The following is a 15122-nucleotide window of genomic DNA, read 5'->3' as shown; positions in this document are numbered from 1 at the left end:
GTTATTATACCGACTGCCTGTTTTTTCGTTTATTTACTTGATATCGTCCAACGGATAGAAGATCAGATCGACCGGAAATGCGGATCCGGAAGGCGGGATGTATTCAATATCCAGCGAAGGCTCCGTACCATCGGTTCGATACAACACTTGAATCTGCTCAAATGCGGTGATAACGCCGGATTGCGGCACCAGCACCAGCTCACCGTTGAATTTGAGCGGCCCCTTGAAGGCTCCTCCCCGCGCTAACAGCAGCACTGCCATCCTGCGCGGCTTATCCATATGAATGTTGTATACGACTCCGTAGTTGCCATCCTCGAACACTTTTTCTTTGCGGAATACATCATACCCCGCCTGGTTGGGATCACTGATATTGTCTCCCAGCACCAGACGCGAAGCCTTGGTGAAGCTGCTCCCCTCGACATCCCATGTTTTCTGCGTAATCGGGAACGTTCCGCGGATATGCCCATCGAACGGCAGCGGCGCATACAACAATGGATACAGCGAGATAGGTGTCTCGATCACCGCATCCATAGCCATGAATGAGAATTGAATCGGACCGTCTGTCTCCACATCGTAGATCGCATTCATACCCTGACCGGGATGGAATTCCGGCATCTGGACATACGCTCTTGTCTGGCCTGCCGGAATCGTCAGCTTCTGATCCATCTTGTCATTGAGCATGAACTCGACCGCGGACTGATGACCGATCAGATGAGCATAGATCGAAGGGTATACTTCCCCTTTATTGGTAGTATGAATTGTCACTGGCTTCGTGCCTGGATTCGTGGCCATAATGACGAACTGAACCTTCTCGTCCATGCCGTTCATATGACTCGCGTACAGCCTGCCTTTGCCATTAATAATATCCTGATACAGGATACCTTTCTCGGTGAAGGTCTCAGGACCGTCGCTCATCAGCATCGAGCGGGAGCGATCCTCCGTCACTTTCTTAGGCAATTCCGGAATTTCCAGGAAATGGGCGTATAGCATAGGCCAGTTCGCTTTGATAATCGTACCTACAGGTGCGGTATATAGCTGCCTCTGCAGATCCGTAGTGAACATGGTGCGGTTCTCCACTTCGATATAGCGGGAGTACATATCGCTCACCTTGCCCTTGCCGTCCGTCACCTTCAAAGTGACCAGGAATCTGCCTGCCTTGTAGAAGGCTTCCTCCTTGCCTGTCCACTCATAGGTTAACCCTTCCGCATCCGGATCATAGCTGAGATCCACATATTTGACAGGCTCCCCAATCCGATAAGTCGGCTTCCCGAAAGTAAAGCGAGCCACTGGCTTGGAATTGGCGTTACCGTCATTGGTTAACGTCTGAGGCCGTTTCACAAAGAAAATTTCCATTCGTTTCTCAGCCTTATTGTATGTATACTTGGCACCGAAGAAATCATTCAGCCAGGTGTCAGCTACCATAAGCCGTTCGTCGAACAGTTTGGCGGAATTTTTGAAAGGGAATGAGGCCCCGTTCACATATATCGCTTGCTTGGCGCTATCAATCTCAATCTTGGACTTGGATGTTCCAATCTCCACTCGATTCGTCTTATTATTCCATTTCAAATCGAAGCCCATTTGTTCCGATAGGAACTTGACCGGCACGTAGTAGATGTCTCCATCTTTTACAAGAGCGGGCATGTCCAATTGAACAGGTCGCCCATCTACTGTTGCGGCTTGTTGATTCTCATGCAGCCATATCGTCATCGTTGTCGAGGATACACTTGCCCCTGCATTGGGCGATACGATATTAACCGTTAGCAGGATCGCTACTAGCATCCACGGTAAAGCAATCATCCACTTCCGTAATTTCAAGATTCTCTCCATCCTCTTCTATATAGTCGACCCTAAGTTAGACGTTAATTATTGGAAAAGGTTGCATATACCATTGACGGTTATGAGATAATTGTCCTATTCGACCTGCGACAAGTTACCTGTTGGCAACAGCTTAAGATTGGGCCATTTGTTTATGATTTTCCTGTCTTTAGGTATTTCTACATACGTTCAACCGCACTATTATAAGGTTTATTAAGTCGAATCACAAATCAGCCCTCATTTAATGAAGAAAATGAAAACGCTTTATTTACGCCTCTTTCAAAGCTGGCCTACTATATGGAGGAGCGTTATCCATCAATCGGCAAGGATAATGACTCGTTAGTCGTGATCGATAAAAAGGGAGGAAACAAGCAAATGGCTACAAAGAGTAAAATTGCGCTTGCACTTACGCTTACGGCAACCATGCTCGCAGGTTGCGGGGGCGGCACGACAGGCACGAGCCCGAGTACGAACCCGAGCACCACACCATCGCCAACATCACAAGTTTCAACGGTTAACTACGGGGATACTGGCGGACTGAAGCTACCACTCGTCGATAAGCCAACCACATTGACTTGGATGCTCGTCAGCGAACATCCGGATCTCAACAACTCGATGGTCATAAAGGAAATTGAGAAAAGAACGGGTATTAAACTGGACATGCAGGTGTACTCATCACAAACTTACAAAGATAAGCTGAAAGTTGTCGTAGCATCTAATAATCTTCCAGATATCTGGCACGGCCTTACGTCTGCAGAAATCAATAAAATGGGTGGTCAAGGAGCCTTGACCCCTATCAATGCTCACCTTAAGGATCTTCCGAACTTCAGTAAACTCTATGCTAACAATCCCGAGAATAATTGGATAATGAAGTCTTGGTCAGACGAGAAAAACAATCTATACGGATGGCCGATCTTTGGTCTGAATCGTGACGTGAACCACGGATTCCTATACCGTAAAGATATATTCGACAAGCACGGTATCAAGGAATGGACCAATACAGATGAATTCTATGATGCACTCAAGAAGCTGAAAGCCGCTTACCCGCAATCCTACCCTTACGCTTCCAAAACGAAGGAGAACATTTTCAGAGATTGGGCTTACGGGTGGGGGATTGGCGGAAATGATTTCCCTATATTCTATGATGAGAAGTCGAAGACCTGGAAGTCAGCATACACGTCCACTGAATATAAAAGCATGCTTGACTTCATGAAGAAAATGTATGAAGAAGGCTTGATGGATCCAGAATTTATAACCGATACAGACGCTTCATGGACGGCTAAGATGACTACGAATAACAAATCCTTCGTAACATTTGACTGGATTGGAAGACTGGATTCGTTCGCTAACCAAGTGAAAGCAACAACTCCTGATTACAACCTGCGTTACGCAAACCCGGTCGGTCCTACTGGCAACATTCGGACATTACCGAAAATCTCCAACTTTGGCATCGTAGTAACGAATAACAAGAACAAGGAACTTTCTTTGAAACTCCTTGATTACCTGACCAGTCCATCCGGCTCGCAATTAGTCTCCTTGGGGGTTGAGGGCGTGACCTTCAAAATGGAGAACAACAAACTGGTTTATCCTGAATTGAAAGACGTACCGCTCGTTGATATCAAAGTACTGGAGACCAAATACGGCATGTGGCTGGAAGGCATGTATCTACGTCCAGACAAACGCAGTGTGTATTACGCTTTTACTGAAAAAGAGCAGGAAGCTCAAGATAAAATTAATAAAACGAAGAAATATGAACCGGCGGATCCAATTGTGAAGTTCACGGAAGAAGAAACGAAGACCATAGCTGACTTGAAGTCATCTCTGGACAAAGCAGCTAATGAGTTCGCCACGAAATATGTAATGAAAAAAGAATCTAACGATACAACATGGACGGAATGGCAGCAAACAGCTAATAAACTCGGTTCTCAGAAAATCGTGGATGCCTACAATGCTGCACAAAAACGCTTTGATGAAGCCAAGTAAGTTGCCAAGCTCATTGGTTTGACCAGAAGCACCCGAGCCGAATTAGTCTCGGGTGCTCTGTCCTTATGATAGGAGGAAGCCCATTGCAAACTACACAACCCCATATATCAAACGGGCCCAATAAAATGGTTCGCAGGTCACGTTTCAAAGCCATTCTGCAGCATGTATATCGCGATCGCCAATTGCTGATCTTATTCATCCCTTGTATCATTTTCTATATTTTGTTCCGGTACGGACCTATCTACGGGCTAATCATTGCCTTCAAGGACTATAACGTTTATGAAGGTATTCTAGGCAGTGAGTGGGTTGGTTTAGAGCATTTCCGACGCTTCTTTGATAGCTATGATTTTTGGCTCCTATTCCGGAATACATTCTTACTAGGCTCGTTCGCCCTGTTATGGTCGTTTCCATTTCCGATCGCTTTCGCTGTCTTACTGAATGAAGTCCGCAATGTTAAATTCAAAAAAACGATTCAAACATTCAGTTATTTACCGACCTTTTTGTCTGTCGTTATTGTCAGCAGCATGATCATAGACTTCCTCTCGCCAACACACGGTCTTGTGAATCAATTGCTGCAATGGTTAGGATTTGAACCCTTCTATTTCTTAGTCTCGCCGGAATGGTTCCGAACCATCTATATTTCCTCTGATATATGGCAACATATGGGTTTTGAAGCTATTATTTATATGGCAGCTATAGCCGGAATTGACCCCAGCCTGTACGAAGCAGCCAAAGTAGACGGTGCTAACCGTTTTCAGATGATGCGACGTATCACCATTCCGTGCATCATGCCTACAATCCTGATTATGTTCATTATTAAATCTGGCTCCATGTTCCGGGTTGGTTATGAGAAGGTGCTTCTCCTCTATAATCCGATGACATACGAGGTTGCTGATGTATTCTCCACCTACGTATACCGCAAAGGATTACTCGAGACCAATTATAGCTATGCATCAGCAGTAGGCTTATTTGAATCGCTTATCGCTTTGTGCATGCTACTCCTTACTAATGCCATCAGTAAGAAAGCAGGTGGAAGAGGGTTATGGTAAAATCGAAGGCGTTTCAGCAAAAATACACCTTTTTTGATGTTTTTCTTATCTTACTGTTAAGCTTAGTTGGAATTGTGACGGTTTACCCCGTTATTTATATCATTGCAATCTCATTCAGCGATACCGCTTCTATTGTACAAAACAGGGTGTTTCTTTGGCCAAAAGGCTTTAATCTCGATGCTTATATACAAATCATAGAAAACCCCAGAATCCCAAGGGCCTATCGAAATACTCTCCTCTATACAAGCATAGGCACAGCTGTTAATTTATTGATGACTGCAGTAGCTGCGTATCCGTTGTCCCGACCAGGCTTTTTTGGACGCAAATTTTTTATGGTCGCCATCATTCTGACCATGTTCCTTAATGGAGGTATTATCCCTACATATTTAATTGTACAAAAGCTGCATCTGATCGATTCGATCTGGGCAATCGTGCTTCCTAACGCGATCTGGACCATCGAACTGCTTATTTTGAAGAGTTTCTATGAATCCATGTCATCTTCATTACGAGAATCGGCTTTGATTGACGGGGCTTCCGAATACAGAATTTTGCGCAGTATTATTATTCCACTTTCGAAACCAGCGCTTGCATCCATAGGTCTCTTCTATTTCATTGGACATTGGAACAGCTTTTTTATCCCGATGATTTATTTGAATGATCCGAAGTTGTACCCCCTGCAAGTGGTGCTTCGTGACATGCTGATGTTTGGCTCAACCCAGGAAAACAGCATAATCGATAAATCTACCATTACCCCGCAAGCTATGAAGAATGCTACTATTTTCATATCTATGGTGCCAGTGCTGGTCATATATCCTTTCGCCCAGAAATATTTCGCCAAAGGAGTTATGCTTGGTTCGGAAAAGGGTTAGATTTATTTATGTCGAATAATGGTAGGGTACGACATCTTTCTCATTCGATGGGGGTTGGGGCGATGCTGCCCAAATTCAGGGCTACTGTCAATAAAGGTTTGCTACAAATTTTTCTTGCCCTGCTATTAGTGGCGGTTACCATGTTCATTTCGAATTACTTAGTGTATAGAAATTCCATTACCGATATCTATCAACAAGTCAATGAGAACAACAAGCTGGTTGTTAAGAACATGGTTCGTCTCTTTGACGACAGTTTCAAAAATATTAATGATATTTTGTTTTCCGTTCAAATGTTATCCTATAGCGCTTGGAGGAATGACGGGACGGTAGATATGCATGAAGCTTATCTTACCCATATGAACATACGCTCCCTCATTTCTTCAATGGACTATGTAGAGGACGTCGTTATTTTTCATCAAGGCTCGGATTTGGCTATCACTACTTCCGGGACCATATCACTAGAGGAGCTGCTACGTTCCTCATACGCTAACTCGGCCTATAATCTTGAATTTTGGAAGAAACTATCGGAAACGAAGCATCCCTCCCGAATATTTTCAGCACAGTCATTCACGACTTCCAACACAGGCGGTGTACGCAAGCTAATTCCTGTTATGGGCAGTACTCAGATCTCTTCTCTTAATGTGCTGGTTTTTTTGAAAATGGATAAGCTGCTGCAAAAGGTTAATCAAGAAGCCATGATGCAAGGATCTTCTCTGATTGTCATGGACCAGAACCGCAATATCATTATGAATACCGAGGAAAAGTGGGACCTGCTGGACGTAATCTACGAGCTTAACCCAGGTACCGATTCAGAGACCTCATTGAAGAAGATGGATCATGAATATCATCTGTACAAATCGGAATACAACGGCTTTATGTATATTAACAAAACACCCTATCCATTCGCCAACAAGAAGCCTGTTAAAGATGTTAACCGTCAAATCATGCTCTCGGCTATAGCCTGTGCCGTCATCCTCTCCGCCCTGCTCAGCCTGTACTTGTACAGGCCGATTCGTAACATCGTCAAATTAGTGGCAGGACGCGATCATAACGGGGCTGACTTCCTGAACATAAGGACCGGCATAGTGAAAATACAGCAAGAGAATGAATCGTTCAAGCATCAGATGGATATATTCCAGCAGGAGATGCGAAAAGCCGCACTATTAAACGCCATACACTCTGAATCCGGCGGAAGAGGCCTTGAACAACGGTTCCAGAGGGATTTTGCACCGTTCTATCAAGCCAAATACTTCATTTTCGCCGCTTTCCGAATCCATAAAAAATTCAGTGCATCGCAGGAATCAGGCACACTCCTGTCTGAAGCCGCCTCTTTCCTGGAGACCGAGCTCAGCAAACGCTTCGAGCATTCATTTGTTTTTCGGATGGAACTGGGCTATCAACTTGTGGTGATCGGTCTTGAAAGCCCATTTGAACGTGACTTTGCAATCAAACAGCTTCATACGTTAATTAGACAGGCCAAGAGTTCCGAGTGGAAAGGGTTAGTAACGGAGGCAGCCGCGAGCAGAGCTTATACATCCGAGATTTTCCATTGTCCCAAGGCATTCCAAGAGATCAACGAGTGCTTCTTGTACCGTCATATGAACTCAGATGATGCGCTTATTGACTACACATTGATCCGCCCCAATTGGAAGGTATATGCCCCGCTTGACGAGATTGAAAAAGCAGCACAGTGCCTGATTATAGGTAATGAAGAGGAATGCGTGCGCATCATCGACAGCATCATTCAAGATAACGAGGTGCGCGGCATTCACCGCTTCCAGATGGCTTCAGTTGCAACCACGATTCTGTACGAGCTGCTTAAGCACTGGGATCTTAGTGATTCGGAGGCCAAGCGAGTCTTCACTCTGGAGAAATCTTTCTACAAACAGATTGAAACCACAGCAGCGGCTGTCGATATGCGCAATGCCCTGATCGGGATCGTACGCGCCATCTCCGCCGATCTATCCAAACCGGATCCTAAGCGGAAGCTCGATCCAGCCTTCATTGCTCAATATATCGAGACTCATTACATGGACTATCTTCATCTGGATCATATGGCGGAGAAGCTTCATACAACACCGAAGTACTTCTCTAACTACTTCAAGAAGACGTTCGGAATCAATTTCGTTGAGTACTTGAACAAGGTCAGACTGCTTAAGGCCAAAGAGATGATGAAACGTCCAGAGCTATCTATTGCGGAAATTGGCGAAAAGACAGGGTATCTGAACGCTTCTACATTCACCAGCACGTTCAAAAAGCAATACGGAATCTCACCGAGCGAATACAGGAAACAGATGAACCGGTAAAAAGAAAGGATCTTGAAATCATGAAAGCTGTACAAGCCAGAGACGGAAGCATAATTGTTCCGAGTAATATAGCGGCACCAAACGCGAAGCCCGGTCATGTGCTGATCCGGACTGAATATTCAGCGATCAGTCCCGGAACCGAGCTGACTGCCTTGAGGCGCTCCAAGGAGACACCCATTGATTTAGGGTATAGCGGTGTGGGAATCATTGAACAGGTTGGCGAAGGGGTCACAGACCTGCTGCCAGGACAGCGTGTTGCCTGTTATGGAGCACCTTATGTCCGTCATACGGAGCTGATGTCGGTGCCGGCCAACCTAACGGCGCCCGTTCCCGACCATGTCGATCCGCAAGAGGCTGCATTTGCCGGTCTCGGAGCGATTGCGATACATGCGCTTCGCGTTGCAGATCTGCGTTTCGGTGAAAGTGCGGTGATTGTAGGGCTGGGGATACTCGGCAACCTGCTCGCCCAGATCGCATCGGCAGCCTCTTTGATACCTGTTGCATTCGATACGAATGCTGAACGTGCGAAGCGGCTCCAGCAATGCGGCGTCAAGCACTCCTACAGCTCCCAAGAGGAGCTAGAGCAGATGCTGCCCCTTATAACCGACGGATATGGAGCTGACAGTGTTATCCTCTGCGCAAGCGGCGACGGAGAGAAGCTGATTAATGATTCGTTCTCTTGGCTGCGGGATCGAGGGAAGATTGTAATCGTTGGGGATATTACGGCACAATTCTCGAGGGGAGCAATGTTCGGTAAGGAAGCCCAGGTCCTCATCTCCAGAGCAGGCGGTCCAGGCCGCTATGATCCTCAGTACGAGCTGCATAATCAGGACTATCCAATCGGTTTCGTACGTTGGACAGAAGGAAGGAACACACGAGAGTACATCCGTCTTTTGGCCGAAAAGCGGATCAGCGTCAAATCTCTCATCAGCGGGATTTACCCCGTAGATCATGCCAAGGAAGCGTTCGATCAATACTTGTTAACCCCTTCGCCTGCAATTGGCACGCTGCTTCGTTTCTGAATAAGGTAATCCATACCCCTACTTACGTTACGGGGACAGGAGCCTCGTTTCTAAACGATGCGGCTGCTGTTCCCGCTCCCATCCACATCTATGTGTCTACCTTAGGGCTGTATAAACCTTCAAAATACAGCTGTATTCGTGCATGGATGTTTAGGATTCCCATATCGCTCAACCCATCCGATTTTATAATGCCTCTGTCTCTCCTCCTGAACAATACCTCAAACTGCCTTGTATTTGTGCTGCCTAATCTAAGGTTCACTCCAGCAAAATCCCTTTTTGATCGTTTCCTCTATTGTTTGTCTTCGCACATTAGATAACCCCTATTAATACTGTAAGGCTGCATACTGGATCCCAATACTCTTTCTCTTGGTTGTCTTTGATCATCGTATATATGCTAGAATAAGCGAAATGGAATTTAAGGGGAATGTTAATGATGACAGCCAATAAACCAAGCCGTATCACGTACCATAAACGAATGGATGAGATGGTATCGATGTTAAGAAATCATATTTTGACGAATAAACTGACGATCGGTGAATTTCTGCCTTCAAACGCAGAGCTAGGGGAAACATTCAATCTCAGTAAAAGCTCTGTGCGCAAAGGTTTGCAAGTTCTTCTGGAAGAAGGGTTAATAGAAAAACTCCCGAAAGTGGGAGCAAAAGTACGTAATCCCCATAACGCAGTCACGTACACCTTAAAGCTTGGGTGTTATAAAAATATGGATATGGAAGCGGCGTTAAACGAGATCATTGCAGAATTTCACACCCATTATCCCCACATTAAGGTTCAGTCGATTCTGATTCCATATGACCCGTATTTGGAAACGGTAACCGAATATATCGACAATGATTTGCTCGATGTGGTAATGATCAATCATGCTGATTTTGATTTTTTCCGTGAGGGACGCGGACTGGAGCTTCTAGAGGAGCTCAAGCCTAATCCCGATATATACGATTTTATAGCAAATGCTTTTACAACCGACAATCATTTGCTCGCGCTGCCTTTCATCTTCTCTCCTGTCGTTCTGTGCTACAACAAAGACCATTTTGCCGAACACGGGTTAGCTGAGCCCAACAGCAGTTGGACATGGGACGATCTAATGTTGGCAGCCAAAACGTTGGGCAAAAAAGAGGACAGATACGGCTTCTATTATCATTTACTCTCGAGCAATAGATGGCCGATCATCCTCCTGCAAAACGGATTTCAATTCGGGAATCTTCAAGGTTCAAAGCAATCGGCGAAGCAAAAATTTATGGAAGGTATACAATTATGCCGTAAACTGATTAATGCCCATTACTTTTCTGAAAGTGATTCCGATGTAGAAGAGTTATTCTTACAAGGAAAAGTGTCTATGATCATGTCTACGTACTATAGTATCAATAAATTCCGAGATGCTAGACTTGCCTATGATATAGCGCCGCTGCCTGCGATTCATGACCCCAAAACTTTACTTCTTATGACCGGTCTTGCTATTAGCCGAAGATCCAAAGTGAAAGAAGCTTCTGAAAAATTGGTAGATTTCATGCTGTCGTATTCAGCGCAGCTGATGATCCGTAAACAAACGATATCCATACCGAGCTTAAAAAAGGCGGCCGAATGGACAGGCAAGGAAGAAATAAACCGGCCGTCCAGCTTCCATATGTATAGTAACATGATTCCATCCTTTAAATTGTTGTCGGATTTGAATATTCGCAATGAGCATATGATTCGCATAAGACGGGAATTAAAGCTGTTTTGGTCCGGTATGGAAGATGCAGGTACCGTTTGCAGACGATTAGAAGATTTCTTTTGACGGCGCTTTCAAATAAGGTTATCATTGGAAGCAGCAACGATATGGCCAAGATATGGCCATGATGCATAAAGGGAGGATGCAGATCCATAGACGCACTCTTAGTATTCAAGGAATGACACGCACAACATTAATTACGAGTGCGGAACCCGCATCGTATAAGAAGGCGAGTGAAATAACATGTATCGAAAAACAAAAACGGCTACCATTCTACTGATTATGATGTTAGTAATGACGATGATGCCTGTGTTGCCTTACAATGCAAGTGCAGTCGGTTCTGAATATGATAGAATCCCGCTTGAGGTCGTCAATCCTGGCTTCGAGGAAGGAATTGGTACCGGTGGAAGACCAGTGGGTTGGAGGTACTGGAGTAGCGGAAATAGTACAGGTATGTCTGTAAGCGATTCAGTTTATAAGTCGGGTTCTCACAGTATGAAGCTAGTATCCATTAACAAGAATACGGCTCCAGAAAGCTCGGCAATCGCGGTCGAGGCAGGATCATTGATTCAAGCGAAATCTAATGTACTTGTTGAGAACTTCAGCACTACAAGCGCCACCGGAGGCGTAGAGATGATTATCCGTTTCTACAAATCGGCAACGATCACGGAAGCCAACCGGTTGACGACCAGTGATAAGAAAATCAAGATTCTTGATAAAGATCTGGCAAGAAATGAATGGTTGGAGATGGTTATCGAAACTAATGTCCCGGATGGAGCGACTCATGCTATCTTTTTCATGCTCTCTCATTCTGCCAACACATTCACTGGATACTTCGATGATTTTAGCATCACAAAACTAGTGGTACCAACACCCCCACTGACTCCAAACTATGGTTTTGAGGAACCGGCAACAGGGTCGAACATCCCGGGTTGGAACTATTATTGGTCTCCATTAACTAGCGAGTATTCCATACAAGTAACGAATGAACAAGCCTACGAAGGAACCAACAGCTTGAAAATGGTTGACGGTGGCAGCAAGTCATTGGGATTAATCAGCAACAGGTTCCCTGTTACACCAGGTAAACGGTACTCTGTGTCCGCTCAGACCTACTTGGTAAGCGGATCCGCAACGATACTTGTAGACTTTTTTAACGCATCAGGCTCAAAAATAGGCACCTCTTTACGATCTAACCTGCAATCCCCACTGAATAGCTGGATCGACCAGACGGTTGAGGGCATCGCTCCTTCAGAGGCGGCTAGTGCGGAAATTTGGTTATATTCCGGAACAGCTACTTTGAGCACCTTTTATATGGATAACATCCGTGTAGTAGAAGGTCTTCCATACGAATTCCCTGTTACAGTTGGGGATCCCGTTGATTTGGGAGAAGCTACACTCGCTTCCTTTACGGTAGGAGCCCAGATGGGTAACGATGAGGTGTATTTTGCCACTAATGGCTCACCAGCTACCTTTTATGTGCTTGATGCGAAGAACGGCAACGTCAAGTTTTCTCAAGATTTGATAGGGAATTCGAACATCGTTGCCCTTACTATGGCTTCTGATGGAAACATATACTTCGGCGGGCCAGATAATGGGGCTTTATACCGGTATTTGCCCAAAGAGAGAATAATCCAAAACTTAGGGGTCAACCCAACTGGTGATCGGCAAATTTTTGATTTAGCAGCAACTCCCGATGGTTTTATTTATGGAGGCACTTGGAAAAATGCTAAAGTATTCGAATATAATATTGCCGAGGCCACTTTCAAGGATTTAGGCAGAATGCATCCCGAGCAAGATTATGTAAGAGGTATCGGTGCATCCCAGGATTACATCTATGCAGGTATAGGAATTGAAACCCACCTATTCAAAATTAACCGTCAAACCGGCGAAAAAACGGAAGTTATGCTGCCGGGCACAGGAGGCTCGGGCTCAGTTGCTGAAGTATGGATCTACAACGACAAGCTGTTTGTCCGTGTCGGAGCGACATCGCTCTATATTCTTGATGAAAAGTCAGAAGAGCTTCTCTATTCAATGGCATATCCTGCGGAATTTAGAGCAGATGGAATGATTTCCAAGCCTTCCCCGCTACAACCCAATTTATTGTATTTTCGGGATGCGACTACTGGTGTTTTAGCAACCTACAATTCGGACACTAACGATGTCAATGTCATTCCTGGCGCATTTATATCCGCGGAATCTACAGTTGTAGCTTATGATTGGATTGTTCAGACTGAGGGCCCGAAGACCGGGAAGACTTTGCTAGGCTTAGTTACCAAGGGATTGGAATATATTTTATATGATCCTGAGGACCATTCGATAACACGGACCCACCCAGAGTTGAATGCTCAAGGAATCAATATTCAAAGCTTAGAAATGGGACCGGATCACCGACTATATTTGGGAGGTTTTCAGAGCAGTCTGACCATGTACGATCCGGAGACAGAACAATACGACAAGCAAGAAAAAGTATTCGGCCAAATTGAAGGCATGGGCACTTTAAATAATGTAATGTATTTCGGAATTTATGGTGGGGCGATCATTTACAAGTACGACCCAACCTTACCGTATGAACGAGGGGTTAATCCTTCACTTGTTCATGATATCGGTAATGGTCAGAGCAGGCCATTCACCTTCGATTCAGGGGATGACAAGCTCTTTATAGGGACTATCTCTGACTATGGTATATTGGGCGGCGCACTAACAGTTTATGATGAAAAGGCCAATACATGGTCGGAGCATCGCAATGTAGTTCAAGACCAAAGTATCATAGGATTAGCCTACAAGGATAATGTTGTGTATGGCGGTACAACGATATGGGGCGGTCTAGGAATCGATCCCGTCGCCACTGAAGCAAAGATATTTATGTGGGATGTGGCTAATGCAACAAAGATCAAAGAATTTTCCCCGCAAATTGAAGGAATGACTCATCACAAAATGATTGGGGATCTTTCATTCGGTCCAGATGGACTGTTATGGGGAACATCGTTCGGTGAGGCAGTGACCGGCGGAACAACATTTTCCGTGTTTGCATTAGATCCGGCAGACTCATTAAAGGTAGTCAAAAGCAAATTATTGTATGCAAATAGCAGTGCAGGAAGCACATGGAGACCATTCCATATTCGTTGGGGAGAGCATGGTCTCTTCTACACCACGGTAGGACGCCAATTAACTGTTATTGATTCCAATACTTTAGAGCATAAAACTATTGTGAACGATGTAAGCTTGATGACTTTGGATGGCGAGGATCATTTGTATTATGCTAAAAACTCACACCTATATAAACTTGCCTTGAATTATACAACTGAACCGGCAAAAACGGCACTTCAATCAGCATCAGCTGAATACGAAGCAGAATCCGATATCATTAGGGTGCATGGGTCAATTGCAGCTACACCAAGTACATCGATGATCAGATTAAAGCTCACGTCCCCAGATGGTCAAGTTGTGTACGTAGGCTACACCAAGAGTGAAGTGAATGGATCCTACAGCGATTCGATAAATTTAAAGGGATTACAGGGAGGGGACTATAGGCTGCACGTGGGCGGAGCCGGAGTTTCGAATCCGTTAACTATAACGGTCCCTGTTGTGAAGAAACCATTGACTGCAACCGTTGCTTACAGCAACACAGAGTTGACGAACAAAGATGTCGTGGCTACTATTACGCCGAGTGAGGCGGTAACAATCACCAATAATGGCGGTTCATCGAGCTATACGTTTGAAGAGAACGGCAGCTTTACGTTTGAGTTTACTAATGCAGCTGGCAACACAGGCACTGCCGTTGCCATTGTCACAAACATCGACAAAGCAGCTCCGACCCTGAAAGTCGTTGTGGATAAACCCATGATCGATAAAACCAACAACAAAATGATTCCGATCGAAGTCGCCTTAACACCTCAAGATGTTGGTTCCGGAGTTGCATCGGTTGTGCTGACCTCTATAGTAAGCAGCGACCCGGAATCCAGTAAGGGAGACGACAGTCAGGATCCTGATGACTTTGACGATGACAACAACAACAACAACAACAACAACAACGGAAACAAGAAAAATGCGGCGGATATCCAGGGAGCGGCCTACGGAATGTTGGATACCTCGTTTGAGCTTCGCGCAGAGCGCTCCGGCAAGCAGGACCGCGTTTACACCATCACCTACACGGTGACTGATAAAGCGGGCAACAGCAGCACGGCAAGTGCGACTGTTACCGTAAAATGACCCAAGAAGCAATAACCCAAAGTAGGGAAAAGATAAGTAAGATCGACTGATGAGTGAGTGGTGGAGGGGAAGGCCCCGGGATTCCCGGGGCCTTTGCTAACTGCTTTCGTGTCGGTTAACCTAACAAGAAGAACCTGACTCTA

At 45.2% G+C, this 15122-nt stretch carries 8 protein-coding genes; 7 read left to right on the top strand and 1 reads right to left on the bottom strand.

The window, feature by feature from the left end; all coding sequences use genetic code 11:
- Positions 1 to 33 precede the first annotated feature (33 nt).
- Positions 34 to 1815: a stalk domain-containing protein gene (locus AC58QD_RS15205; protein WP_497334633.1), complete on the bottom strand. Its 1782-nt coding sequence runs from the start codon at positions 1813 to 1815 to the stop codon at positions 34 to 36.
- Between the two features lie 375 nt (positions 1816 to 2190).
- On the opposite strand from AC58QD_RS15205, the gene AC58QD_RS15200 reads away from it, so the two are divergent.
- From AC58QD_RS15200 to AC58QD_RS15170, 7 genes are all read left to right on the top strand, one after another.
- On the top strand, positions 2191 to 3798 hold the full coding sequence (locus AC58QD_RS15200) for an extracellular solute-binding protein (RefSeq protein WP_497334631.1): 1608 nt from the start codon (positions 2191 to 2193) through the stop codon (positions 3796 to 3798).
- Between the two features lie 125 nt (positions 3799 to 3923).
- Positions 3924 to 4847 carry an ABC transporter permease gene (locus AC58QD_RS15195; RefSeq protein WP_497334997.1) on the top strand — a complete coding sequence of 308 codons (924 nt, stop codon included), beginning with the start codon at positions 3924 to 3926 and terminating at the stop codon, positions 4845 to 4847.
- Positions 4841 to 5716 carry a carbohydrate ABC transporter permease gene (locus tag AC58QD_RS15190; RefSeq protein WP_497334629.1) on the top strand — a complete coding sequence of 292 codons (876 nt, stop codon included), beginning with the start codon at positions 4841 to 4843 and terminating at the stop codon, positions 5714 to 5716. Before AC58QD_RS15195 ends, AC58QD_RS15190 begins: the two co-directional genes overlap by 7 nt.
- A 62-nt stretch (positions 5717 to 5778) precedes the next feature.
- A complete protein-coding gene (locus AC58QD_RS15185; RefSeq protein ID WP_497334627.1) occupies positions 5779 to 8022 on the top strand; it encodes a helix-turn-helix domain-containing protein in 2244 nt (747 codons plus the stop codon).
- Positions 8023 to 8042: 20 nt separating this feature from the next.
- Entirely contained in the window at positions 8043 to 9044 is a 1002-nt protein-coding gene (locus AC58QD_RS15180; RefSeq protein WP_497334625.1) for a zinc-dependent alcohol dehydrogenase, read from the top strand.
- Between the two features lie 430 nt (positions 9045 to 9474).
- Positions 9475 to 10836: an extracellular solute-binding protein gene (locus tag AC58QD_RS15175; RefSeq protein WP_497334623.1), complete on the top strand. Its 1362-nt coding sequence runs from the start codon at positions 9475 to 9477 to the stop codon at positions 10834 to 10836.
- A gap of 177 nt (positions 10837 to 11013) precedes the next feature.
- Positions 11014 to 14979: a ligand-binding sensor domain-containing protein gene (locus tag AC58QD_RS15170; protein ID WP_497334621.1), complete on the top strand. Its 3966-nt coding sequence runs from the start codon at positions 11014 to 11016 to the stop codon at positions 14977 to 14979.
- Positions 14980 to 15122 lie beyond the last annotated feature (143 nt).

This window comes from Paenibacillus sp. J2R1T-4, assembly GCF_059692235.1.
This window is presented reverse-complemented; position numbering and strand designations above follow the sequence as displayed.

Excerpts from the sequence above, each read along its gene's own strand:
- AC58QD_RS15190 (WP_497334629.1), top strand. The coding sequence starts at position 4,841 with ATGGTAAAATCGAAGGCGTTTCAGCAAAAATACACCTTTTTTGATGTT.
- AC58QD_RS15195 (WP_497334997.1), top strand. The coding sequence starts at position 3,924 with ATGGTTCGCAGGTCACGTTTCAAAGCCATTCTGCAGCATGTATATCGC.
- AC58QD_RS15170 (WP_497334621.1), top strand. The coding sequence starts at position 11,014 with ATGTATCGAAAAACAAAAACGGCTACCATTCTACTGATTATGATGTTA.
- AC58QD_RS15200 (WP_497334631.1), top strand. The coding sequence starts at position 2,191 with ATGGCTACAAAGAGTAAAATTGCGCTTGCACTTACGCTTACGGCAACC.
- AC58QD_RS15185 (WP_497334627.1), top strand. The coding sequence starts at position 5,779 with ATGCTGCCCAAATTCAGGGCTACTGTCAATAAAGGTTTGCTACAAATT.
- AC58QD_RS15175 (WP_497334623.1), top strand. The coding sequence starts at position 9,475 with ATGATGACAGCCAATAAACCAAGCCGTATCACGTACCATAAACGAATG.
- AC58QD_RS15180 (WP_497334625.1), top strand. The coding sequence starts at position 8,043 with ATGAAAGCTGTACAAGCCAGAGACGGAAGCATAATTGTTCCGAGTAAT.